Here is a 24,435-nt window from a genome sequence, read left to right on the forward strand (position 1 = left end):
TCAACCTTGCTGTAGCCGTTATTTGCCTTCATTGGCATGCCCTGTAGTGCGCGCCTTGCGTTTTGCAGCGCGGACTTTCCACATGGATACCACGCGCCAGCGCCACAGCATGCTGATGATAAAATAGCCCATGGAGCCAAAAAATAAGCCACAAATCAGGCAGCCCAGTAGAAACGGTTCCCAAATGGCGAGCAAGTTGCTGGAGAGCCATTCCCAGCTAAGATCAAACTCCACCGATTGCACTGGCACATCAATTAATAAGGCGCCGACTTTGTAGGCCATATAAAAAATTGGTGGCATGGTCAGTGGGTTAGTCACCCAGATTAGGCTGATAGAGATCGGCAAATTACAGCGCAATAGGATAGCCAGTAGCGCGGCGATTACCATCTGCCCGGGAAGGGGAACAAAGGCAACAAACAGGCCGACAAAAAAAGCCATAGAGGCTGAATAGCGGTTGATGTGCCACAAATTCGACTCATAAATCCATTCCCCAAGCACACCTAATGCTTTGATCTCACGTATGCGTGCAGGGGAGGGCACCAATTGTTTCAGGGTATGCTTGGGCATCAGTTGGTTGAAATGGACGTGTGATCTCAGTGCGGCAAGTGTTTGACTGTTATCACGATAGCGAATCGTGTTTAACAGCCGACATGGACGCCTATTATGCCCCTTAATTTCATCCATTCATACAGATGCAAGTTTGCTTAGCTAGCTTAGCCCTTGGGCTCTTAATCAGTGCTTGGCTCAGTGAACTGCCATCGCTGCCATGGGCGGTATTGGCAGCTCTGGGCTCAGTGCTGTGCTGCTGGCTCGGCCGAATAGCTATCAAGGCCGAACAGTGGGCCGCCCCTTATCTAGTCGCCTGCTCTTTTATCACTGGCTTAAGCTTGGGTTTATTAATGGGCGTGCTGCATGGCACTCAATTACTGAGCCATCAACTACCGCAGGACTGCGTGCGCAGCCTGCTGCAGGTCCAAGGGCGCATCATCTCACTGCCACGTGTCACTGTGTTTAGAGAGCAACAGCGCCAGCAGCGTTTTGAGTTTGCGGTGGAACACTTAAGTCCCGCTTACTGCAGTGCTCCGAAACGTCTGCTGCTAGCTTATTACGGCGATGCCGACTTGCTGCCCGGTGAGCGCTGGCAATTTGAACTGCGCCTTAAAAGGCCTTGGGGTATGGTCAATCCTGGCTCCTTTAATATGCAGTCTTGGTTCGCCAGCAGTGGTATCCATGCCACAGGCAGTGTTCGCAAAGCTACGGCAGTAAAACTACCATCTAGCCTGTCGTTGGCAAATTTTCACCACCGCGTCAGAGCAGGTATTACGGCCAAAATAGCCGCCCTGGAGTTAACACCCGAATCACGGGCGGTACTACAAGCAGTGACTGTGGCAGACCGCAGTGGCATCGATAGCAGTTTGTGGCGCCTATGCCAGCATTTTGGCGTCAATCACCTCTTAGTTATTTCTGGCCTGCATATTGGCTTAGTGGCCCTGGTGGGCTTTGCTCTAGGGCGAGTACTGGCGCTGCCCCTCTTGTTAATGGGCTACCAGCGCAGTGCACTTATCTTTCCCAGTGTCTTGGCTTTACTCTTAGCCACGGCTTATACCGCTCTAGCGGGCTTTAGTTTGGCCACAGTGCGCGCGCTTACTATGTTGGCTTGTGTTGTAGTGGCAAGCTTGTGTGCTCGCGCCGCCGGATCTTGGCGCAATTTATTGCTAGCAGCAGCGCTGTTGCTGATTGTTAATCCTTTAGCAGGGCTCAGCAGTGGCTTCTGGCTGTCCTTTGCTGCAGTGGCCTGCTTACTCTGGCTGGCGCTATGGCAAAGCCAGACTCGACTTTGGTGGCAGGCGGCTGCGACCCATGGCTATATGGCCTTGGCAATGCTCCCTTTATGCGCGTGGTGGTTCGGTGGCTTTAGTCAGCTCGCAGCGCCGTCTAACTTGTTGCTGGTGCCCTTATTGGGCTTTTATGTGGTGCCGCTGGCCCTCTGCGCCACGGCACTATCTCTGGCTGGCTTGGCAGCTGCGCAGACACTCTGGCTGTGGGCTGCATGGCCCTTAGAATACTTAATTCCAGCGGCATATGCGCTCGATAGTGCACAACCACAATGGCTCTATCGAAATCTCAGCCCTGGGCCACTGGCCGCCTGCATTGGCTTGGCTGCGGTCGCGATGGCTGCGCTTCCCAATAACTGGCGTATGCGCTTATTACTGCCGGTCTTTTTGCTGCCCTTAGTGATCATGCCGCGGCAGGCTCGACTGGCAAATGATGAAGCTGTTCACTTACTATTTATTGATGTGGGGCAGGGCAATGCGGTGTTGTTGTATAACAAGCACCATGCCTTGTTGTATGACACCGGAGGTGGCGTGCCAGGCAATTACACAGTTGCCGAGAGCGTTATTATCCCGCTATTGCGTGAACGGGGTATTGCCAAACTCGACACCTTGATTGTCAGTCACGCCGATAGTGACCATAGTGCAGGCCTCCTAGATCTAATGGATCGAGTGCCGGTTGCAGCCTTAAAAACCGGCATAGAACCGCTCCATAGCTTTCCTCAGCAAGCCTGCCGAGCGGGTTCTGCCTGGCAGTGGCCCGGCAGCTCGGTCAGATTTCGTGTTTTGGCCCCAGCCAATGAGCGCGGCTTGAGTCGCAATAACGGCTCCTGTGTTTTGCAGATCCACATTGCTGATCGAGGCATATTGCTTGCGGGTGATATTGATGTCGATCGAGAGCGGGCATTAGTGCGCTATTGGGGCGAGGATTTGCGCAGTGATTGGTTGTTAGCAGCCCATCACGGCAGTGCTTCGTCGAGCGCTTACGCGTGGCTGAAAACAGTCCAGCCACAGCACATAGTGTTTAGCCATGGCTATGCCAATCGCTTTGGGCACCCGCACCCGGAGGTCTTGCGTCGTAGTCGGCAAATTGGAGCAGAGCTACATTCAACCGCAGAGCAGGGCGCCATAGAGTTAATCTTTGCAGCAGACTTTCCCCCGCAAGTCATTAAACACCGCCACTTGCGGCGCTTTTATTGGATGTAGTGCTGCCTTAGTTTCTCCCCATCTAGCGCTATGCGTATAATGGGCCCATTATTTATGTGATGGGGCCTAGGTGTGCTTGAATTAGTGACGGCCGGGGGTTGGCTAATGCTGCTAATCCTGTTTTCTTCGGTGCTGGCAGTGGCAATTTGTATAGAGCGACTGTATACACTGAATCCGAAAAAAATTGTTCCACCACACCTGCTAGCTACGGTGTGGAAACAGCTCAAAGCGGGTGAACTGAATGCCGCGAAAATCAAAGCTCTCAAAGAGTCATCGCCTCTAGGCTGTATTCTCGCGGCGGGCTTAAGTAATGCTCGCCATGGCCGTGAAGTGATGAAAGAGAGTATCGAGGAGGCGGCCAGTCATGTGGTTCACGACCTCGAGCGCTATTTAAATACTTTGGGTACGATCGCTGCTATCGCGCCCTTGTTAGGCCTACTTGGCACGGTTGTAGGCATGATCAAGGTATTTGCCGAGATCATGGCTCAGGGTACGGGCAATGCCAGTGCTCTGGCAGGCGGTATTTCTGAAGCCTTGATTACAACAGCCGCCGGTCTCTGTGTGGCAATTCCTGCACTGGTTATGCACCGCTATTTTAGTGGTCGCATTGACGGCATTGTTGTGGGCCTGGAACAGGAGACCATCAAATTGGTCAATGCTTTGCATGACAGCGAATTTCAGGATGTGCGCAGTTGAAGTTTCGTCGCCGAGCTCAAGAAGACCTAGGGCTCAACCTGACACCACTGATTGACGTGGTATTTCTTCTGCTCATATTTTTTATGGTTTCAACCACTTTTACGCGTGAAACCCAATTGAGCATAGATCTACCGCAAGCGACCGGTTCTGCTCGGGAAAGCCATGACAAGCAAGTCGAAATCTTAATTGATGAAGCCGGCCGCTACCGAGTCAATGGCCAGAAATTAGTGGATCAGCGCCTGCGCACACTGCAGGCGGCCATTTACAAGATCGCTGCCGGTGATACCACACTGCCCATGTTAATCACTGCCGATGCGCAGTCTTCACATGAGTCGGTGGTGCGAGCCATGGATGCCGCTGGGCAAATGGGCTTTATACATTTGAGTATTACTACACAGCAACCCGCAGATTAGCCTGCGGCATTAGAGTGAGATTTTAATGGCAAGTAAACACGGCCACGGCCGGCAGCCACAAGCAAATGACTGGCAGCTCTATCGTCGTTTAATGAGCTATGTGCTGCCTTACTGGTACATATTTGCCTTCAGTCTTGGCGGATTTATCATTTATTCGATGGGCAACGTCTTGCTGGCGGACTTGATGCAGTTTTTGCTCGATTCGCTCAATGACTCCGACCAAGCTGACTCAGGCATTGTGGCTGGCTTTGCCTATCGGGTCTGGGACATCGGCGATATGAGCAAGCTTGAGTTTGCCCGGGTTGCCGTGCCGGTCGCTATGGTGGTGTTGGCATCGACCCGGGCCATGGGCTTCTTTGTCGGCACCTACTTTATGAACCACATCGCGCGCAATTTAGTTCACAAGCTGCGCTGCCAGCTCTTTGACAAGATGCTTCAGGCTCCTAGCGCCTATTATGACACCTATAGCCAGGGCGTGTTGATCTCCAAGATTACCTACAACGTTGAGCAGGTCACTGGCGCAGCAACTAAAGCACTGAAGATCGTTGTGCGTGAAGGTCTCACAGTGGTGGCTTTGCTGGGCTACATGCTCTACTTGAACTGGCGTTTGTGCCTAGTGTTTTTTGCCGTAGCTCCACTGATTGCCTTGGTTGTGACAGTGGTCGGCAAGCACTTCCGTCGCTATAGCCGGCGTATCCAGTCATCGATGGGCGATGTCACTCAGGTGAGCAACGAAAGTATCGGCGCTTATAAAGAAGTGCGGCTCTTTGGCGGCCAAGCTCAGCAGGGTGAGCGCTTTCGCAGTGCCAGTGAATACAATATTAACCAGAGTTTGAAACTGGCTTTTGCTGACGCACTGAGTACTCCGGTAATTCAAACCTTGCTGGCCACAGCCCTCGCTGCGCTGGTGTGGTTCGCCTTAAACCCTAGTATTTTAAGTGGTTTCAGCGCCGGTTCACTGGTCGCTTTTTTAACCGCCGCTGGCCAGCTGGGCAAGCCGATTCGTCAGCTCAGTGGTATACAGAGCGTCATTCAGCGCGGCTTGGCAGCTTGTGAAGATATCTTCGATCAGCTCGATCAAGAGTCTGAAATTGACAACGGCAGCTATCAAGTTGAACGAGCCGAGGGGCGCATTGAGTTTCGCGACCTTAGCTTTGCTTATCCAGGTACTGAGCAGAATGTCTTGTCGCAGATTAATCTTGAGATCCCTGCTGGTGACACAGTGGCTTTGGTGGGGCGCTCTGGCAGCGGCAAAAGCACCATCGTGCAATTGCTGGCCCGTTTTTATCCGGTGGAGCAAGGCACTATCCTTTTAGACGGAAAGCCCTTGCCAGACTACCAACTGGCCAACCTGCGCCAGCAGCTGGCCATGGTGTCTCAGGATGTGACCCTGTTTCACGATACGGTGTATAACAACATTGCTTATGGCTGTTTGGCTGATACCGATCGCGATACCGTGATGGCCGCGGTGGAGTTGGCCAACGCAAAGCACTTTATTGAGCAGTTGCCCGAAGGCTTTGACACTATGCTCGGTGATGATGGTGGCGGTTTGAGTGGCGGTCAGCGTCAGCGCATCGCTATTGCCCGAGCAATTTTAAAAGATGCCCCCATTCTGATCTTAGATGAGGCGACATCAGCCCTAGATAATGAGTCTGAACACCGTATCCAGCGCGCTTTGGAAAATGTGATGTCCGATCGCACCACAGTGATCATCGCTCACCGCCTATCGACGGTGGAGCGAGCCGACCACATTGTGGTGATGGATGAGGGGCGTATTGTTGCCAAGGGCAGTCATGCCGAATTGCTGCAGCAAAACGGTCTCTATGCTCAGCTTTATCATCAGGAGTTTAGCGATTAATGTCTGTGGCCCATCGCTTGGAGAGGGCTTGGTACGCTAAGGCTCCTTGGTTATGGCTGCTGCGGCCTCTAGAGTTTTTATTCCGCGCCATTACTTATTTGCGACGCAGCTTGTACCGCCGAGGCTGGCTCAGTAGTTACCGGGCTTCGGTACCAGTGGTGATAGTGGGCAACATCACTGTCGGTGGCACCGGCAAAACCCCTATCGTCATTGCTCTACTGGAAGCTTTGCAGGCGGCAGGCCTGCGCCCAGGAGTTGTCAGTCGTGGTTACGGTGCCAAAGTGGGCAAGACCCCACATGTCCTGAGCCAATCCAGTACCGCTGAACAGGCGGGAGATGAACCACTACTCATATACAAGCGCACCGGAGCTCCTTGTGTGGTAGCCCCTAATCGGGCAGCAGCGGTAGCTGAGTTAGAGCGCCGCTTTAGTCCCGATATTATTATCTCTGACGACGGCCTGCAGCATTATGCTTTGCAGCGCGACTTTGAAATAGCTGTGCTGGACAATGAGCGGCGTGTTGGCAATGCCATGTGCCTACCTGCTGGGCCTTTGCGGGAGTCTGCGCAGCGCCTATCAACGGTGGATGTTGTCCTCTATCGCGGTAGTAGCTCTGCAGATAATGGTGTGCAATATATGCCAGGAGCGCTAGTTAATTTAGCTGATCAGCGCAGCCTGGCATTTAGCCAGCAGTCGATAGCATCCAAAGTCTATGCTGTGGCAGGGATTGGTCAGCCGGAGCAGTTTTTTAGCAGCTTGCGCTCTGCGGGTTTTGAGCTGATTGAGCGGCGCTTCCCCGATCATCATCTGTATCAAGCGGCTGAGCTAGAGGCCTTGCAGGATCACCCAATTATCATGACTGAAAAGGACGCGGTAAAATGTCAGCACTTAGCGCAGGAACTCATCGCTCAAGCTTGGTTTTTACGCATAGATGCGCGCCTACCGGAGTCACTTTGCCAAGCAGTGCGGGGTTTACTTCCTGAGCAGAAAGGCTGAGCTGGGCCTAGTGCATGGTTAATATATGGCGCGATTGATTATTTTATTCCTGTTTCACTGGGAATCCACCGCAAGTTTTTAAGAGAGAGTCCATGTCCTTCACTGTTGTTATTCCGGCCCGCTTTGGGTCAAGCCGATTACCCGGTAAGCCTTTGCTGGAAATCGGCGGCTTAGCTATGATTCAGCGCGTGTGGCAGCAGGCTAAAAAAAGTGACGCTCAGCGGGTGATTATCGCCACAGATGACCAGCGCATTTATTCACATGCTGAGTCTTTTGGCGCTGAGGTCTGTCTCACTGATAGCGAGCACCCTTCGGGGACTGACCGCTTGCAGCAAGTGGTCAGCATGATGGCCTTCGAGCAGGATCAAATAGTGGTCAATGTGCAGGGTGACGAGCCATTGATACCCCCTGCAGTAATTAATCAGGTGGCTGCCAATCTACAACAGCATAGAGACGCATCTATTGCGACACTGTGTGAGCCGATTGACTCTGTCGAGGTCCTCATGGACCCCAATGCGGTAAAAGTTGTTGCGGATGAGCGAGGCAGGGCACTGTATTTTAGCCGTGCGCCGATACCCTGGCCCCGAGAGCAGTTTAGCGCTGTTGATAAGACGATGCCCGCGGGCCAACATTGGTTTCGCCATATCGGCATCTATGCTTATCGCTGCGGTTTTTTACAGCGTTACATCACTTGGTCGCCCGCGCCACTGGAACAGCTGGAGCAGTTAGAACAGTTACGCGCCTTGTATCATGGCGAAATTATTCATGTGAGCACAGCCTGTGAGAATGTGCCTGCCGGCGTTGATACTCCGGCGGATTTAGCACGGCTGCAAGCTTTGTTTAAGGAGTAGTAAATTGAGTCTGTCACCAACCACTGTACTCTTTGTTTGCCTGGGAAATATTTGTCGCTCGCCCACCGCTCATGGCGTATTTGAGCAATTAGTGATGGAGCGAGGGCTCGGCGATCAGATCACTGTGGACTCTTGCGGAACGGCCGACTGGCATAGTGGTAAGGGGCCAGATCCTCGCACTGTGGCTGAAGCGAAGAAGCGCGGCTATGATCTGAGCTCCTTGCGTGCTCGGCAAGTCGAGGCCAGTGATTTTAAAGATTTTGATTACATTATCGCCATGGATAGCAGTAACTTGGCTGATTTAAAAGCCATGCAGCCCGCTGATTTTAGCGGTCGGCTCGCTTTATTCTTAGATTTCGCCCCCGAACTTGCCGAGCGGGAAGTACCTGACCCTTACTATGGCGAGCACGAGGGTTTTAGCCATGTGCTGGACTTGGTAGAACAGGCCAGCGCCGGCTTGCTAAGTGATATTTTGAATGCACCTGGAAACTAATTTCCCCCTAGCTGGCAGCAACACTCTCGCTCTACACGCCACTGCTAAGGCTTTTGTCCGGCCCAGCAGCGATGCGCAAATTAGCCAGGCCTTAGACTGGGCCAGGGCAGAGGGCCTTGCAGTATTACCCTTAGGTGAGGGGAGTAACATTGTACTTGCCGGTGATTTGGACCTTAGCGTGCTACAACTTGCCACCCAAGGTCGGGAACTGCTCAAGCAGAGTGAGCAGGACGTCTTGCTGCGTGTGCAGGCAGGTGAAAATTGGCATCAATTGGTGCAGTGGACTTTGCAGCAAGGCTACTATGGCTTAGAAAATCTAGCTCTCATTCCCGGTACAGTTGGCGCCGCGCCGATACAAAATATTGGTGCTTATGGGGTCGAATTAGAGCGTTTTGTCTCTGCTGTTCACGGCATCGATCTTGTTAGCGCTGAGCGCTTTTCCTTAAGTGCCAAGGAATGTTGCTTCAGTTACCGAGACAGCATTTTTAAACAAGCACTGCGTGACAAAGTACTGATTACCGCGGTAGACCTGCGGCTTTCCCGACAGGCCTCTGCCGAGCTTAGCTACCCGGCACTGCAAGCTGCTTTGCAAGAGCGCGGCTTATGTGAGCCCACACCATTAGAGATATTTAGCGCTGTGGTCGCACTGCGGCGATCGAAATTACCCGATCCGGCAATCGAAGCCAATGCCGGAAGTTTTTTTAAAAATCCACAACTTGATGCCTCGCAGTTTCTGAGACTACAGCAGCAGTTTCCACAGATGCCTAGTTATCCCTTGCTAGATGGCGGCGCAAAAGTCCCCGCGGCTTGGTTAATTGAGCACTGTGGCTGGAAAGGTAAGAAAAGTGAGGGGGTCGGAGTCCACCCGGGGCACGCTTTAGTCTTGGTTAATTACTCCGCTAAAGATGGCAAGTGCATACTCAATTTAGCTGCGAATATCGTAAAGTCAGTAGAGCAGCGCTTTGGAATTAGGCTAGAGATTGAGCCGCGGGTATACGGCGCAGAAACAGGAAGCCCTTAGTTTGGAGAGCTTCGATCACAAATCCTTCGTGCAGCGCTTAACCACGCGCCCTGGCATTTATCAGATGTATGATGCTGATGGTGAGTTGCTCTACGTTGGTAAAGCTAAAAACCTGCGCAATCGAGTGGGTAGCTATTTTCGCGCTAGTGGTTTGAGCACTAAAACCATGGCTCTAGTGAGCCGTATACAGGACATTCAGGTGACAGTGACATCCACCGAAGTGGATGCACTGCTGCTAGAACATAATCTGATTAAGTCCCACCGGCCGCCCTATAACATCCTGCTGCGAGATGACAAATCTTACCCTTATATCTTTCTTTCTACCGAGGATAAATATCCGCGCTTAAGCATGCACCGTGGGCCAAAGCGCCGTAAAGGCAGTTACTTCGGGCCTTACCCCAGCGCCGCTGCAGTGCGCGATTCACTGCATTTTCTACAGAAAGTATTCAAGGTGCGCCAGTGCGAGGACAGTTATTTTCGAAATCGTTCCCGGCCTTGCCTGCAACATCAAATCGATCGCTGCACCGCGCCTTGTGTCAATTTGGTCAGCCCGGAAGATTATGCTGAACAAGTCGAAAACACTCGATTGTTCCTTAACGGGAAGTCCAATGAGCTGATGGTGCGCCTAGCTGATGACATGGAGCAGGCCGCGGCGGCTTTAGAGTATGAAAAGGCAGCGATCTATCGCGATCAGCTAGGTCAGCTCCAGCACGTGCAGGCCACCCAAGGTATTGAGGGCAGTAGTGGTGATCTCGATATATTAGCGGCTGCCGTCGATCGCGGCCGAGCTTGTGTACAGGTTCTTTTTGTCCGCAATGCACGAGTGCTCGGCAGTAAAAGCTATTATCCCCCCTTAAAGTTGGAAGAGACTGACAGCGAAGTCCTAGCGGCTTTTCTACCCCAGTACTATCTCTCAGCTAGTCGCCCGATTCCTGCGGATATTATCGTTAACGCACTGCCGGAAGATGTAGATACCTTAATTGAAGCATTTTCCGCTGAGGCGGGTAGACAAGTGCGAATTCGCCAGCGAGTCCGTGATACCCGCGCCCGATGGTTGCAGTTGGCCCTGCAAACAGCCCAAACTAACTTGGTGGCCCATCTCGCGGGCCGTCAATCCACTTTAGAGCGCGTTCAGTCTCTGCAGGATGTCCTGCAACTGCCGGACTTGCCTGAGCGCATGGAATGCTTTGATATTAGCCACAGCTCAGGTGAGGCGACAGTGGCCTCCTGTGTGGTCTTTGATCAAAATGGCCCGCGCAAATCGGATTACCGTAAATTCAATATCGAGGGTGTTGCCGCGGGGGACGACTACGCGGCTATGCAACAGGCTCTGGAGCGGCGCTACAAGCGTTTGCAAAGTGGGGAAGGGGCTTTACCGGATATTCTCTTTATCGACGGCGGCAAGGGGCAGGTGTCCCAGGCCATGTCGGTACTAGAAGACTTGCAGATCAAGGGTGTTATGGTAGTGGGTGTTGCCAAAGGGCATACTCGCAAAGCGGGTTTTGAAACCCTCGTAATGGGTGACAGCGGTCGCGAGCAACAATTGCCAGGTGACAGTGCCGCTTTACACTTAATACAGTATATTCGAGACGAGGCGCACCGTTTTGCCATTACCGGACACCGAGCGCGTCGTGATAAGACCCGTAAACAGTCCTTACTTGAGGGTATTCCCGGCGTCGGGGCTAAGCGTCGTCGTGAATTGTTGCGACATTTTGGTAGTGCGCAAGGGGTAAAAAATGCCAGCGTGGATGAGCTAAAGAAAATCACTGGTATCAGTGCCACACTGGCGCAACAAATATATGACCATCTGCATGGCAGCGCAGATTAGTTAAGGAGATATGGCTTGACGATTAACGTACCCAATGCGCTAACCATGATGCGGATAGTGCTTATCCCCGTACTGGTTGTGGTGTTTTATTTGCCGTTCCAGCATCATTTATTAGTTGCTGCCGGTATTTTCACGGTTGCTGCTATCACCGACTGGTTTGATGGTTACCTGGCGCGACGACTTGGCCAAATGACCAGTTTTGGTGCCTTTTTAGACCCAGTAGCTGATAAATTAATGGTGTCGGTAGCCTTGGTGTTATTGGTGGAGCGCCACGACACCATGATTTTTACTTTGGCAGCCTGCGTAATCATTGGTCGCGAAATAGTTATCTCAGCTCTGCGTGAATGGATGGCTGAGCTCGGTCAGCGTACTTCCGTTGCTGTCTCTTACATAGGTAAAATAAAAACCACTTTTCAGATGTTGGCCATTATTGGTTTGCTGGCAGTCGATCCCGCAACGGACGAGGGCTGGTTACTGGCACTGTCCTATTTAATGCTCTACAGCGCAGCGGTCTTGACTTTATGGTCGATGATCATCTATCTTCGCGCCGCACGAGATGTGATTCGTGGGCAATAAATTCAGAAATATCAGCCAGTTATAAAAATATTCTGACTTTATCCTTGACTGTTGCGGCGTAATTCATACAATAGTCGGCCTTCACCCAGTGAAGCGTGTTTGCGGGAATAGCTCAGTTGGTAGAGCGCAACCTTGCCAAGGTTGAGGTCGCCGGTTCGAACCCGGTTTCCCGCTCCAATTTCCAGATGCAACATCTTGCTCTGGTTCGGTAGAGAACAAGTTCTCAGTTCTCCATCTCTTAAAGGCTCGGTGGTAGAGTGGTTATGCAGCGGACTGCAACTCCGTGTACGCCGGTTCGATTCCGGCCCGAGCCTCCATTATTTATTTGTTAGCACATCAGTAATTTTTCAAAACCAATCACGCCTTTATTGGTGACGAGATTGGTCTTAGTCCATTAGTTAAAAAAATTGCGATCTTAGCGCAGGCTCTAGCTTGTCTTGGCAGCTTATGCTCAGTATTAGCGCCCGAATACGCGGTGACTATAGCTGCCAAGACATGAGGCTATTTAGGGGAGTAGTGCTAGCTCCCGTTGAATTTCCTCTGCTGTTGGTCTTAATTGGGCCAGCCCCTTTCGCTGCCGGCGTAGTCCTAGGTAGTAGAGAATTGGTGATGCAATAAAGATTGATGAACTGGTGCCAATAACTACAGCGAAAAGCATGGGTATAGCAAAGCTCGAAACTGCCGCTCCACCGGCAATCGCCATCGGCAGAAGCGCCAAAATAGTGGTTAGCGAGGTAAATACGGTGCGAGTTAAGGTTGAAGAAATGCTTTCGTTTAAAAGTTCTAGCATTGGTTTTTGTGGTGTTAATCGCATATTTTCACGGATTCGATCAAATACAACCACTTTGTCGTTCACCGAGTAGCCCATCAAAGCCAGTAGCGCAGCAACAGCCGTCAGGTTGAATTCAAGCCCTGATAGTGCGAAAAAGCCGATCGTTTTGGTCAGGTCTAATGCAATTGTCACTGTCGCTGCCCAAGCGAAATGCGATTCAAATCGCAGCCATAGGTAGGCGAGCATGCCGGCGCCGGCGAGTATAATTGCTAAAATCGTGGCATCGCTGAAACCTCCGCTCACCTTCGGCCCGACCATGTCCACTTTAGGGAATTCTGCACTTGGCTCTATGGAGCTGACTGCTTTCTTGAGCATGACGACCGAACTTTCTGAGCCATCCTGTGCTGTTGCTAGACGGATGAGAAAGCGGCCCTCAGTGCCTACTTCTTGGATAGCTGCATTATTTAAATGGTGACTCTCCAGCGAGCTTCGCAGTTGCTCCACGCTAAGGCTTGAAGCCTGTACTTCAACGACAGTACCACCGGTAAAATCAACGCCGTACTTGAGCCCAGGCTGCACAAATAAAACCACTGCCGCAATGGATAGTACTGCCGAGGCACAGAGGCCTAGCACGCGCCCTCGCATGAAGTTCAGGCCTTGCTCACTTAGTCGATCAACAAAAGCAAGCCCTGAAATTATCAAAGGCTCCCGTTTGCGATCACGGATCAGCCACTCCATGGTTAGGCGAGTGATAGCAATTGCGGTAAATAGCGAGGTCACTAAGCCGATACCAATAGTGACGGCAAAACCGCGGACTGGGCCACTACCAAAGAGGAATAGTAAGCTCACTGCAATCAAGGTAGTAAGGTTGGAGTCGATAATAGTTCGGTAAGCTTTGCCAAAACCCTCTTGGAGAGCTAGGAAGGCTGCTTTACCCTGGCGCGATTCTTCCCGTATCCGCTCATTAATCAGGATATTGGCATCAACCGCGATACCGATAGTAAGGATGATCCCGGCAATGCCTGGCAGCGTTAGCGTTGCGCCAAGACAGCTCAAAACACCAAAGATTAAGCCTATATTTAGTAGCAGTCCTACACAGGCAATGAGTCCCCAGCGCCCGTAGAGGCCTAGCATGAAGGCGAAAACTAAAGCTGCACCTAGCAGACCCGTACTGAGCCCCATAGCAATGGCATCACTGCCCAGGTCGGGGCCAACACTGCGTTCTTCTACAACCTGTAAGGGGGCGGGCAAGGCACCGGCGCGGAGCAGTAGGGCTAACTTACTGGCTTCTGCAGTGCTAAAAGCGCCACTGATTTCTCCGCTGGCTCCAATAGCACTGCGAATGACTGGAGCTGTCAGTACCTTTCCATCGAGCACAATGGCTAGGGCCCGGCCAATATTGTCTCGGGTCATATTGCCAAATATTCGCGCTCCTTGGTCATCTAGTTTGAAAGTGACGACTGGCTGATTGCTCTCAGGGTTAAAGGCCATACGCGCATCACGGATATGTTCCCCGGTCATAGCAATATGTTTTTCTAAGCGATAGAGCCGGTCCTCATCAGCCCCTGCTAGGGTGATCGTTGCCTGAGCTTGAGATGTCGGGCGGGCGACCCACTGAAAGGTCATTTTGGCCGTGGTGCCGAGTAAGTCACGGATCTCGCTCGGGTCTGCCACGCCCGGCATCTGCACTAGAATGCCGTCGCTGCCCTGGCGAGTGATGCTGGGTTCTACTAAGCCCGTTTCATCGAGCCTTCTTCTGACAACCTCAAGGCTTTTCTCGACCGCATCTTGAGCAATACGGCTCTGCCAAGTATCAGTCATCGTTATAATAAGCTTGTTAGCGCTGGAGCTGAGATTAAAGCGCCTGATGCCATCCGCTTCCGATTGAATTACATTGCGCGCAATGTTGAGTGCCTCAGGCAATCGTTCAGCTTGCATAACTTGTAGCTCAAGCCCCTGACTCTTACTTTGGGCGGCCTCAAAACGAATACCTTTCTCGCGAAGAGCTCTGCTAAGTTCTGTACTCAGTGCAAGGTATTCACTTTCAAATAGTTCTTGGCTATCTACTTCTAAGAGTAAGTGTGAGCCACCCCGAAGGTCTAAACCTAGGGACAGCGTGTTTTCTTGGTACCAAAGGGGCAATTTGCTCAATAAGTGACTGGGAAGAAGGTTCGGCAATGCGCTCAGTAAGCCGAGCACAACTACCAGGCTGTAGATAACAGCCCGTGATCGAAGTGATTTCATTGAAAATCCTCAAAGAAATTTAACTATCCAAGATGACTGCCAAATGCACAGCCATAGCTATAGGGGGAGTTAAACGAGAGGAGGTGCGCGCAGCTGTGGGCTCAGAAATAGGACGAATGATCTGAGCGCTGGCGCATAGGCAGTAATCGCGCCCGAGGCCGCGCTAAGCTCAGCGAATAAGAGCAGGGAGCCCTGATGCCATAAATCAGGAAAATCAGAATGATCATCAGCTGAGTTGTTGCTCTGCAAACGAGCATTGATAAGCCTGATCGATTGCTGATGATTGAGCAGAGCCAGACTACTGGGCTCGCCATCAAAGCCATGCTTTGACTGGGGAAAATAAGACTGCTGATAGCTAAGGGAACTGAGAAAAATAAGCAGCAATGCCAGTAGTGGCGTCACTACAAGTGGCAATCGGGCAGGCCCGCCATCTAAACGGCAATGAGTGTTAGACACGCTGCAATCTCAAAGAGCTAAGTTGTGCTTCAGTATCAGAGTAACCTAAGCGATCATGCTTTTATAGCTGGTAAGAGAAATATCTTGTCTAGGTGCTTAGCCTCTTACTAGTATTTACTAAAACCAGCCCTCTAAAACCCCAGGTAGTGGATTTATAACCATGCATCAACTCATCTTGATCGCCTTACTCATAGGTATTTTGAGCCTGCCCAAAGCAACGCTGCCAGACTTTATAGCAGAGGTGGTAGCGGTTGATGCCGGTGATTGCGTCGAAGTCCTTGATCAGAGCAGGACTCGGCAAACTGTGTGCTTGCTTGGTGTCCTTGCACCAGAAGTGGGGCAGCCCTATGGCGATGAGTCGAGAGCGCGCCTTAATTCGCTAGTACTTGGCAGAGAGGTTTTGATCGAGTCGGTGCGCAAGAAAGCTCCGGCTTTGCTGATGGCTAAGGTCTGGGTGGAGCCGGCGGATTGTGCTTCCTGTGGCAAGACCCTTGATGTGAATCACGCCCAGTTGTTGGCCGGGATGGCACGCTGGAATCCCTCTCATGCAAAACTGCTCTCAGCCGAGGAGGGCGGCCGCTATCCTTCAGCTGAAGAAGAGGCTAGAAAGCGACAGTGGGGGCTGTGGTCTGACGCAGAGAATGCGGCCCCATAAGTAGCTTTACAGACTTGATGCGCTCCTCATTCATCATTACTGCTGGTAAGTGCAGAAATAATGCTGTTTTTTTGGCATTTCAAAGCCCAGCGTTATTAGCTAACCTGTAGTGATAGCTGCTTTTTTATAGTTAAGTAAGCGGCGAAACTTGCCTTTACCTAAGTCATCAAACTTGTTTAAGGAATTGCTGAATGTTTAAGAAAACTCTTGCCCTTGCGGTGCTGACAGCTTCAGTGGGTTCATATGCTCAGACAGCTGACTCAGGTTTTTATCTACTGACAGATCTCGGTTATGGTAAAGCTAGGGATGTGGCAAGTAAGTCTGATGTGGACGCGATGCTGGTGGGGGGCTTTGCCGATTTTGGCATTGCTGTTTTTGACGGCAGGTCAAGTCTTGATGATTCAGATTTTACCTTTAGTGTCGGTGCCGGCTACCAATTTAACCGCTATTTTGCGCTCGAGCTTGCCTATGTTGATCTCGGTGAGTTCGAGTACAAGGCTAGGGGCACTATAAGTGATGGTGTTGCGACAGAGCATACTAAAATTTCACTTAGTCATGAGGTTCAGGCGATTTCTCTTTCAGCCATTGGCTCTTACCCATTTAGCGATAGCTTGAGTGGCTATGTCAAAGGCGGGGTGATGGTCTCAGACATGGATCTTAAGGCTAAGGTCTCACTGCCTGGTTTAGGAGTTTCAGAAAGCTTTAAGGATGATGAGACAGACGAAGATTTCCACTTAGGCCTTGGCATGCAGTACGACGTGAATGAACTGTGGGCAATCACTGCGGAGTATTCTCGGATTTTTGATCTTGGTACACGCGATCTAGGAGAGTCAGATTACGACCGCTTCAGCATTGGTTTTAAGTACCGCCTATAAGGTATGAGTATCTTCACCGAGCAAGCTTTTTAGTTTGCTGGTTGTTGTTTGCTTGTAGCTCATATTGACTTGCTGCTCTGCTCAACTCAGGCTAAGTAGCCCTAAGGCACAGTCAATTAAGGATAAAAAATAATGCAAATAGGTATGACGCTGCCATTGATGGAGCCCGAGGTGGACGGGCCGCTTTTGGAAGCATGGGCAAAAGCCGTCGATGAAGGGCCATTTTCTTCGCTCTGCTTTGGTGAGCGGATGGCCTTTGATAACCCTGAAGTTATCACGCTATTAGGTGCCTGTGCCGCATGGACTAAGCGCGTACAACTTAAGACCACAGTGATCGTCGCACAGCTACACAACCCTGTGATGTTGGCAAAGAGTTTGGCTACTGCCGATATGCTTAGCCAAGGTAGGCTCTCTGTTGGCCTTGGCGTTGGCGGGCGAACTGAAGATTATCTGGCAGTTGGTGCAGACCCCGCGACTCGCAAGCAGGCCGATCTCGCAGAGCGGGTGGCGATTATGAAGCGGGTATGGGCTGGGGAAAAAGTCGTTGATACATTGAAACCCATCGGCCCCCCACCATATCGTAAAGGCGGCCCTGAACTGCTAGCAGGTGCCCAGGGCCCCAAAGCAATTCGTGCAGCAGCGCAGTGGGCCGACGGTATATCAGGCTTTAGTTTTGATCTGAATATTGACACGGCTAGTGATTCAGTCGAACAGGTGCGGGCAGCATGGAGTGAAGCGGGGAGGCCAGAACCGAAGCTGACAACAGCCTTTTGGTTCGCCCTGGGTGATGATGGTCGCGTGCAATTGCAGCGACATTTACGCCACTATTTCAACTGGATTGAAGCCGATGCGCTGGAGGCAATGCTGCCGACGGTGGGTTTTTCAGGAAGTTTGTCAGAACTAAAAAGCCTGTTAAAGCAATTTGAGGATATAGGCCTTCATGAGGTACAGCTGATCCCGACTAGCGAAGATATCGCTCAGGTCCATCAGATTGCAGAGCTCATCTCTTAGGCCATTTATCGACTTCGATTAGTTTTACTTTAGCAATGACATGGCAGCAGCCTAGTGCAGATCAACTTGTCTGACACTAGGCTGCAGAAAGCGGCTAGTCGTAGGCTAAAGGTGTGGTTTTACCACCTTTTAACAGCTTTATTTGGTTTTCAAGCCAGCCGTTTAGCCAGAAATTATCCGCATCCTTGAGCAGTTTCTCGTGGACTTTAATGGCCAGTTCAATCGCTTGTTCCTGCTTGGGTTGCTCTGAGAAGATAATGTCGAGCAGATGTAAGGACTCCTCTAACTTACCTTCCTTGAGTTTTTGCTGGGCCCGCTCAATAAGTGCATCAATACCCGCTAATTCGATGAGGTCAGCATGCACTGATTTTTGCGGTACGCTGTAAAGCTCGGTTGTGGAGTTATGGTGGAACCAACCTGCGTAGTTCTCCCATATTGCTCTAACACTCCAAGACACCTTGCCATAGCCTTGGCCAACTTCCAGCTCTGGAGGCAGCTGAATCTCCTGCATCAGGGTATGAAGCTCCTTGCCCTCATTCATACCTTTAACAGTTTCGTTGTGTACATAGTGAATAGCATCTCGATAGGCGCAGAGCTCGCTCTTAATCAGCTCTTTACCGAGCACTGGAGCATGGTGGCCGTAGAGGATTGTCTCGGCCTCTAGATCCAATACTGTTTGTGCCGCGGCCGCACAGGTGAGGGCGTCTCGATAGCGGTCGCCGCGGATTGTCACTAGGTTAGGGAAGTGACCAAAAGGGCAGCCGAAGAGGTTTCCTGTGAGACAAATTTTGTGTTGAGGTAGCCAAACAATTAAGGAGTCGTTGGTTTCTGCGCCTTTGACTGCAATCAGCACAAGATCGAGCCCGCCTAGACTCAGCTCATAACGCTCTTCAAAAGTGATGTCTGGACTAGGGCGGTCCTGTGGGTTGAAGTCGCTATAACCTTCAGCGGCGTAATAGCTAAAGGCATTGTTAAACTCATCTAAAAAGCGGAAAGATGAACGACGAGCGCGGAATTCGCTCAGGCGTGCATCATAGCTTTGGTGCTCTTCAATCCCAGCCTGCGCGATGTACTGTAATCCGGGGTTTTTATCCCGGAAGTACTGCACTCCGCCAACGTGATCTACGTGTCCTTGGGTGGTGATTACATACTTGATGCTATCTTTAGCCGAAGAGTGCGTTTCATAATTTTTAAAGTGCACTGGCGCTTCAAAGCCCATGCCAGTGTTGATCAATATATTGCCTTCCGAGGTCTCTAGTAGGTAGCTATTAGAGCAGCCTTCTGACATCACGATAAAATCATTGATTCTTTCTCCGCCAAAGCGCGCAGCAGAAGGGCCGTAAGGGCGTGATTTGTAAATGGGAGTTCTCATACTTGCCTCTTTTATATCGAGCTTAACGCAGGACTTATTAATTAATGAGTAAGCATTAATTGTAGGGCGCCGTCACTAGAAAGGCAATTGCTTAATGCTGCCACTCGAGCGCTGGGGCTAATGTCCTAGCCGGGACAAGGAAGCGGCGAGAAAATCTGCATTTAGGCAGCTTTGCTCAGGGAGAGCACAGCGCCGCAGTCCGGTGAATAGCATTATCGACCAGCAGCATTTCATTGCTGTCGACAGAGCGTCATCCATGTTGTCATGCTGCGTAAGCAGGGCCCTGCGTTTTGTCACTGCTATCTAGGACTTTGGCCATCATCCACTTTAATAACAGTTCCGGTTACGGCATCCGATGAAGGGGAGACAAGATAAAGCAAGGTGCTGTCCATTTGCTCGGTCTGGCAAATGCGCTTGCGTGGAAAGTGCTGTGAGATATCTCCCATGCGATCGAGCATACCGTCTAGCATTTCTGTGGAGAAAGCCCCGGGAGCAATGGCATTAACGTTAATAAAAAAACGCGACCACTCAACAGCGAGTGCTTCGGTCATGCGAGCTAGAGCTGCTTTGGTAATTGAATACAAAGCCGCGCCATTGCCGTCGTATTGGAAGGCCATGACCGAGGAGATGTTGACAATTTTGCCTGGCATTTTAGCTTCAATCAGTGGTCGAGCGAATTCATTAGACAAAATATAGGCACTGCGCAGGTTACTATCGAGCAGGTTGTCGATAAATTCTGTCGACATCTTAATGGCTCGTTGGCCATCTGGGATACCAGCATTATTGATTAAGATATTGGGCTGGCCCAAGGCCGCTGTAACCGTGGGAATAATGTTTTTGAGTTGTTCGGCATCGCGTACATCGAGAGTAAAGGCTTGGGCTTGGCCACCTTCGGCTGTGATTTCAGCAACCACCTGCTCCAGTTTATCGCGTCGTCGCGCCGTGCAGGCCACCTTGGCTCCACAGGCGGCTAGCACTTTGGCAAAACGCTGTCCCAGGCCGGAGGATGCTCCGGTCACAATTGCGGTGTGGCCACTTAAGTCGATAGAAAAATTTACAGTGCTCATAAAGAGGTGTCCTTATGTTGTTATTGGCACAGCATGCCCTAATAGATAAGCGAGGGACAAGTTTGACTGATTGCTGTTAGAGCTACCAAAAATGCTTATGCTAAAGCATACTTAGCTAAGTCTGTCTTATTAGACGCTTATGTGTAGATATAAGGAGTGTATCGTGTACGACTCAATATTAGTGGCGGTCGATGGCTCAGAGGAAGGCAAGAAAGCCTTAAAACTAGCATGCACATTAGCCCGTCAAGAAAACGCCCAGCTGCATATATTGCATGTACCGGAGCCTTTGTACTACCCAACAACCATGGTTTGGGGCATTGGCCCAGTAATGCCAATGTATGATGATCGCAGCGAGCTAGAAGCAGCCGCTAAGAAAATCATTGAAGGTGCTGCAGCCCATGCTCGCGAGCTTGGCATTGAAAAGGTTCAAGCTGAAGTGATTCAGGGCGATCCTGCGCGCACCATTATGACTCAGGCCGAAACCCTCAATGTTGACACTATCGTTATGGGTAGCCGCGGCTTGGGTAATTTGAGTGGCTTTATCATGGGCAGTGTTTCACACAAGGTTAGCAATAGTGCCAAGTGCGGCGTGATTGTAGTGCGCTGAGGCCTTACTGCGAGGGTAGGGCGACAAGCCAGAGGCTGCCCATTTATGTCCTAGCTTCTACAGGGTGAAAATAAAGTCCATGAAGAGGTAAGACATCAGTGTAACTACCACAATCCCTAGGATATTGAGCACAAAGCCGGTCTGGATCATGTCTGATATTTTGATATGGCCGCTGGAGAACACAATAGCGTTGGGCGGTGTTGCCACTGGCATCATAAAAGCACAGCTAGTGGCAATGGCTGCAGGAACCGTTAGCAGCAGCGGTGAGGCCTCTTGAGATAGCGCCAGAGCTCCCAGCAGTGGCAGAAAAGCAGCAGCAGTCGCTGTGTTGCTAGTGACCTCAGTGAGAAAAATTAGCACGCTGACAATGACTATAAGCAGAACGAGCAGCGACATTGTGCCTGTGGCTGCGATAGTAGTGGCTATCCAGTCTGCTAGGCCCGAGCTGCTGATAACACTGGCCATGGCAAGGCCGCCACCGAACAAAAGAAGAATGCCCCAGGGAAGCTTTTCAGCACTTTGCCAGTCAAGAACAAAGCTTTGTTGACGCAGGTTAACGGGAATCATAAACATTGTGATAGCTGCCGCGATGGCAATGCCAGTGTCACTCAGCCAGGGCATTAAACTAGCTGAAAGCAGCGGTCGAAAAATCCACGCACAGGCGGTTAGCACAAATATACTCGCGACAATTTTTTCCCCGCGGCTCATTTGTCCCATTTCGGCCAGCTCAGCTTGTATCACTAGAGCGGAGTTCTGTTGGTCGCCTAGTCCAAAATCCTTGCGGCTTAGCCACCACCAGGTAAACACCAGCATTAGCGACGCCACTGGGATTCCCAATAGCATCCACTGGGCAAACCCCACAGATAGGCCATGAGTGTCATTGAGGTAGGCGGCCAATAAAGCATTGGGCGGCGTACCGATTAAGGTGGCAATGCCACCGATGTTGGCGGCATAGGCTATGGCTAGTAGTAGTGCCGTGGCATAGCGCTGGATATTTTGTGGCTCGCTTTTGCCTATCATCGCAATGACCGACAAAGCGATGGGTAGCATCATAATGGCTGTGGCCGTATTACTGACCCACATGCTCAGAAAGGCAGTAGCCATTATAAAACCTGCAATCTGCCGTTTAGGTTCATAGCCAACAGCGCTAAGGGTGAGTAGTGCGATACGGCGGTGTAATTTCCAGCGTTGCATCGCTAAACCCAAGGTAAATCCGCCAAGAAACAGGAAGATAATCGGATGGGCGTAAGAAGATGTTGCCTCCGAAATACTGCCAAGACCGAGGCTGGGCACCAGTACGATCGGTAACAGCGCTGTAGCTGGGATAGGAATGGCTTCGCTTGACCACCAAGTGGCCATGATCAGCATAAGGCCTAAGGCTGACCATGCTTCGGGGGACATCGTCCCAGGTGGATCTGTAAACAGTGTTAAAAGTAAAAAGCCTAGGCCGAGGAACAAGCCAATCAGGCGACTTTTAGGGAAGCCAGCCGCAACGTGCTTGTTCTGTAGCAGTTCAGACATGGGGAATGTATTGCCTCGTTTAAAGCGCTATTTAAGACGAGGCAATGCTCCTCAGTCTAGCGTTAAGAAGTTGTGGCGATGCCAGTTTCTGTAATGGGTGTTGGATTGGGGTCTTCCATTTTCAAATACCCGTCTAGCTCTCCACGAATTTCTGGAATGATATCTTCACTGTGGGTAATTCGCATGTAGAAAATAGAAAAATAGATGACTTTTACCGATGTAGTGATTCGCTCCAGTATCGCGCTGCCAAGCTTACCTAGCCAGAGCACTATAAATAAGGGCAGTAAAGAAAAGTGCAGATTTGTTGGGAGATAACCATAATCCTGCACATTAAAGGTTTTTACCAAGTCACCGACATAAAACGGCGTGACTGCATCACCTAGCATCAGTCCTAAGCACAGCGCTAACACAATCAAGGCAAAGTAAACAAAACCCATAATTGAACCGACTGCCCGAGCAGCGATATCGATACCGAAAACACCTACTAGGGTCTCGGGTACGTTTTGCTGCAGTGTTTTCATCCGCGCGATACCGTCTTTTATTCCGTAAGCATCGACGGCGGCGGAGGGCAGCAGGTAGTGGTTGAGTAAGTCCCAAACCTCTTCAATGCCCTTCATTAAAAAGCGCAGTAGGCCGCTGCTCTTGTCATTGTTTTTACTTAGCAGTATCAGCCCGGATACCAGCATGTCGATCAGAGCGATACGGCGCACAGTGGCGCTGAGCTCGGCGACCCTAGCACCGGCCTCATCAGCGCTGCGCTGACGGCCCTGTAGGGTCTCGCTGACCAGCCAGCTTTGTCGCATTTCTTGTCGAGTGTAATAGAAGTGTTTATAGAGAAACATTGAGGCCGCAGAGAGCAGTAAGATGATGGCTAGACTTTTAACGCCCAGCACTACGGCTAAAATGCCAAGAAAAAACAGGTTGCTCATGATCAGCGCATAGACAGTCATTCGGGCCCATGGGCGAATAATGCCGGGATCCTTACCGACCAGTGTAAAAGTGTGTTTTAAGAGATAGCCAAGCTGGCTTAGGCGGTCTTTAAAATTAGGCTGCTTTAGCTGCTGTTTCACCATGCTGAGTCATGGGCTCCTTATGCCTAGGAAGCTACTTTATTATTGGCCTTAAGATTTGGTCGCAGCTGCTGGCCGCTAGCTAAAGTATTAGTAGCGGCCAGAGCGGACTATCTCAAAATACTTACTTACCGAAGAGCTTATTGATGGCTTCGCCGACAGCCTTGCCCACTGCTTCACCAGCAGAAGGTTCTTCTTTATCACTAGTAGGCTGCTTTTTCTCGGCTTTGTCTTGGTCGCCGCCAAAAATCGCCCCCAATATACCGCCCTCAGAATCATCAGAGCCCTGAATCCCACCGAAGGCTTCGCTTAACATGCCGCCAAGATCTGTGGGCTGAGCCGGTAACACAAAGCGCTGTGGGTCGACTTTGGTGTCTTTGAGTGAGCGCAGTTCCATGTCTTGACCATAGCGCAAGACACCTTTATTTAAGGCGCTCAGCTGGTCCTGGAGGTTTTCACCAGCCTTCATCTGTTTTTTGAAGGTATCTTTATCCAGTGAGTTGGCCAGGGTCATTGCCATGTTCTGAATGGCATCGCGGAAGCCACGGGCTAGTGCGTTGTCCGACAGCACCATATCTGCACGCTGTTCCTCGCCCTCGTGGTCGATGTAGTGCAGTTCATAGACCTCGCCCTTTATGCCAGCCAGTGTTTCACTTTTGCCGGTGGCTTTCAGGGAAATCACCTTAGTCTCAACGGTACTAGGGGTGGCACTTTCAGCCATGCTGCCAAACATCTTCATGGCAGAGCTCATATCAAAAACCATTGGCTGCCCGTCACTGTCTGTGACGACATACATTTTGTTGTCGCGCATCAGCATGTAACCCTGATCGCTTTGACCAGAATTAATCCGTAGCATGTTGCCTTCGTATTCAAAGGTCATGACATCACCTTCAGAAGTGACGACCTCAGCAATATCTGCGTAAGCAATACTATGACAGAGACTCATCGTGGCAAGTGCAATGCCAGCAGTTAAGGATTTAAGTGGCGTTGGCATATAGAACTCCTTTAGTTCAATG

At 50.9% G+C, this 24,435-nt stretch carries 22 protein-coding genes and 2 tRNA genes; 16 read left to right on the plus strand and 8 right to left on the minus strand.

All coding sequences use genetic code 11. The features are described from left to right. Positions 1–18: 18 nt before the first annotated feature. Positions 19–567, minus strand: a complete 549-nt coding sequence (locus H2508_RS03250) for a DUF2062 domain-containing protein (RefSeq protein WP_182168945.1) — start codon at positions 565–567, stop codon at positions 19–21. A gap of 125 nt (positions 568–692) precedes the next feature. Here H2508_RS03250 and H2508_RS03255 point away from each other — a divergent pair, with 125 nt between their 5' ends. From H2508_RS03255 to H2508_RS03310, 12 genes are all read left to right on the plus strand, one after another. Further along, positions 693–3,038, plus strand: coding sequence for a DNA internalization-related competence protein ComEC/Rec2 (locus H2508_RS03255; protein WP_182168946.1), 2,346 nt, complete (start codon positions 693–695; stop codon positions 3,036–3,038). A 105-nt stretch (positions 3,039–3,143) separates the two neighbouring features. Next, positions 3,144–3,734, plus strand: a complete 591-nt coding sequence (locus H2508_RS03260) for a MotA/TolQ/ExbB proton channel family protein (protein WP_220463563.1) — start codon at positions 3,144–3,146, stop codon at positions 3,732–3,734. Next, positions 3,731–4,147, plus strand: a complete 417-nt coding sequence (locus tag H2508_RS03265) for an ExbD/TolR family protein (protein ID WP_182168948.1) — start codon at positions 3,731–3,733, stop codon at positions 4,145–4,147. Before H2508_RS03260 ends, H2508_RS03265 begins: the two co-directional genes overlap by 4 nt. A gap of 25 nt (positions 4,148–4,172) precedes the next feature. Further along, positions 4,173–6,005: a lipid A export permease/ATP-binding protein MsbA gene (gene msbA, locus H2508_RS03270; RefSeq protein WP_182168949.1), complete on the plus strand. Its 1,833-nt coding sequence runs from the start codon at positions 4,173–4,175 to the stop codon at positions 6,003–6,005. Continuing rightward, positions 6,005–7,000: a tetraacyldisaccharide 4'-kinase gene (lpxK, locus tag H2508_RS03275; RefSeq protein WP_182168950.1), complete on the plus strand. Its 996-nt coding sequence runs from the start codon at positions 6,005–6,007 to the stop codon at positions 6,998–7,000. Before msbA ends, lpxK begins: the two co-directional genes overlap by 1 nt. Positions 7,001–7,092: 92 nt before the next feature. Next, positions 7,093–7,851: a 3-deoxy-manno-octulosonate cytidylyltransferase gene (kdsB, locus tag H2508_RS03280; RefSeq protein WP_182168951.1), complete on the plus strand. Its 759-nt coding sequence runs from the start codon at positions 7,093–7,095 to the stop codon at positions 7,849–7,851. Between the two features lie 10 nt (positions 7,852–7,861). Then, positions 7,862–8,344 (plus strand): low molecular weight protein-tyrosine-phosphatase, encoded by a 483-nt coding sequence (locus H2508_RS03285; RefSeq protein WP_182170736.1) that lies wholly within the window; start codon positions 7,862–7,864, stop codon positions 8,342–8,344. Beyond that, entirely contained in the window at positions 8,328–9,365 is a 1,038-nt protein-coding gene (gene murB, locus H2508_RS03290) for a UDP-N-acetylmuramate dehydrogenase (protein WP_182168952.1), read from the plus strand. The genes H2508_RS03285 and murB overlap by 17 nt, the downstream gene beginning before the upstream one ends. A gap of 1 nt (position 9,366) precedes the next feature. Continuing rightward, on the plus strand, positions 9,367–11,193 hold the full coding sequence (gene uvrC / locus H2508_RS03295) for an excinuclease ABC subunit UvrC (RefSeq protein ID WP_182168953.1): 1,827 nt from the start codon (positions 9,367–9,369) through the stop codon (positions 11,191–11,193). Between the two features lie 21 nt (positions 11,194–11,214). Further along, on the plus strand, positions 11,215–11,769 hold the full coding sequence (pgsA, locus tag H2508_RS03300) for a CDP-diacylglycerol--glycerol-3-phosphate 3-phosphatidyltransferase (RefSeq protein ID WP_182170739.1): 555 nt from the start codon (positions 11,215–11,217) through the stop codon (positions 11,767–11,769). 101 nt (positions 11,770–11,870) lie between these two features. Next, positions 11,871–11,946 (plus strand) — tRNA-Gly (locus tag H2508_RS03305). A 66-nt stretch (positions 11,947–12,012) separates the two neighbouring features. Further along, positions 12,013–12,086, plus strand: a tRNA-Cys gene (locus tag H2508_RS03310). A 188-nt stretch (positions 12,087–12,274) separates the two neighbouring features. Here the strand turns inward: H2508_RS03310 and secD are convergent. Together secD and H2508_RS03320 are read right to left on the minus strand one after the other, a co-directional pair. Beyond that, positions 12,275–14,785, minus strand: a complete 2,511-nt coding sequence (gene secD / locus H2508_RS03315; RefSeq protein ID WP_182168954.1) for a protein translocase subunit SecD — start codon at positions 14,783–14,785, stop codon at positions 12,275–12,277. A gap of 69 nt (positions 14,786–14,854) precedes the next feature. Next, complete coding sequence (locus H2508_RS03320) at positions 14,855–15,241, minus strand: hypothetical protein (protein ID WP_182168955.1); 387 nt, start codon at positions 15,239–15,241, stop codon at positions 14,855–14,857. A 160-nt stretch (positions 15,242–15,401) separates the two neighbouring features. Here H2508_RS03320 and H2508_RS03325 point away from each other — a divergent pair, with 160 nt between their 5' ends. From H2508_RS03325 to H2508_RS03335, 3 genes are all read left to right on the plus strand, one after another. Next, entirely contained in the window at positions 15,402–15,896 is a 495-nt protein-coding gene (locus H2508_RS03325) for a thermonuclease family protein (RefSeq protein ID WP_182168956.1), read from the plus strand. Between the two features lie 191 nt (positions 15,897–16,087). After that, positions 16,088–16,771 (plus strand): outer membrane beta-barrel protein, encoded by a 684-nt coding sequence (locus H2508_RS03330; protein ID WP_182168957.1) that lies wholly within the window; start codon positions 16,088–16,090, stop codon positions 16,769–16,771. 132 nt (positions 16,772–16,903) lie between these two features. Next, positions 16,904–17,782, plus strand: a complete 879-nt coding sequence (locus tag H2508_RS03335) for an LLM class flavin-dependent oxidoreductase (protein ID WP_220463565.1) — start codon at positions 16,904–16,906, stop codon at positions 17,780–17,782. Between the two features lie 94 nt (positions 17,783–17,876). On the opposite strand, the gene H2508_RS03340 is transcribed toward H2508_RS03335, so the two are convergent. Both H2508_RS03340 and H2508_RS03345 read right to left on the minus strand, forming a co-directional pair. Then, positions 17,877–19,154, minus strand: a complete 1,278-nt coding sequence (locus H2508_RS03340; protein ID WP_182168958.1) for an alkyl sulfatase dimerization domain-containing protein — start codon at positions 19,152–19,154, stop codon at positions 17,877–17,879. 299 nt (positions 19,155–19,453) lie between these two features. After that, positions 19,454–20,221: an SDR family NAD(P)-dependent oxidoreductase gene (locus tag H2508_RS03345; protein ID WP_182168959.1), complete on the minus strand. Its 768-nt coding sequence runs from the start codon at positions 20,219–20,221 to the stop codon at positions 19,454–19,456. Positions 20,222–20,384: 163 nt separating this feature from the next. On the opposite strand from H2508_RS03345, the gene H2508_RS03350 reads away from it, so the two are divergent. Further along, positions 20,385–20,828, plus strand: a complete 444-nt coding sequence (locus H2508_RS03350) for a universal stress protein (protein ID WP_182168960.1) — start codon at positions 20,385–20,387, stop codon at positions 20,826–20,828. A gap of 57 nt (positions 20,829–20,885) precedes the next feature. On the opposite strand, the gene H2508_RS03355 is transcribed toward H2508_RS03350, so the two are convergent. The 3 genes from H2508_RS03355 to H2508_RS03365 all read right to left on the minus strand — a co-directional run bounded on the left by H2508_RS03355 (position 20,886) and on the right by H2508_RS03365 (position 24,413). Next, positions 20,886–22,349, minus strand: coding sequence for an SLC13 family permease (locus H2508_RS03355; RefSeq protein WP_182168961.1), 1,464 nt, complete (start codon positions 22,347–22,349; stop codon positions 20,886–20,888). Positions 22,350–22,411: 62 nt separating this feature from the next. Then, on the minus strand, positions 22,412–23,422 hold the full coding sequence (locus H2508_RS03360) for a hypothetical protein (protein ID WP_182168962.1): 1,011 nt from the start codon (positions 23,420–23,422) through the stop codon (positions 22,412–22,414). Positions 23,423–23,543: 121 nt separating this feature from the next. Then, entirely contained in the window at positions 23,544–24,413 is an 870-nt protein-coding gene (locus H2508_RS03365) for a hypothetical protein (protein ID WP_182168963.1), read from the minus strand. Positions 24,414–24,435 lie beyond the last annotated feature (22 nt).

Origin of the sequence: Sediminihaliea albiluteola (assembly GCF_014077625.1) — a bacterium.
Lineage (GTDB): Bacteria > Pseudomonadota > Gammaproteobacteria > Pseudomonadales > Halieaceae > Sediminihaliea > Sediminihaliea albiluteola.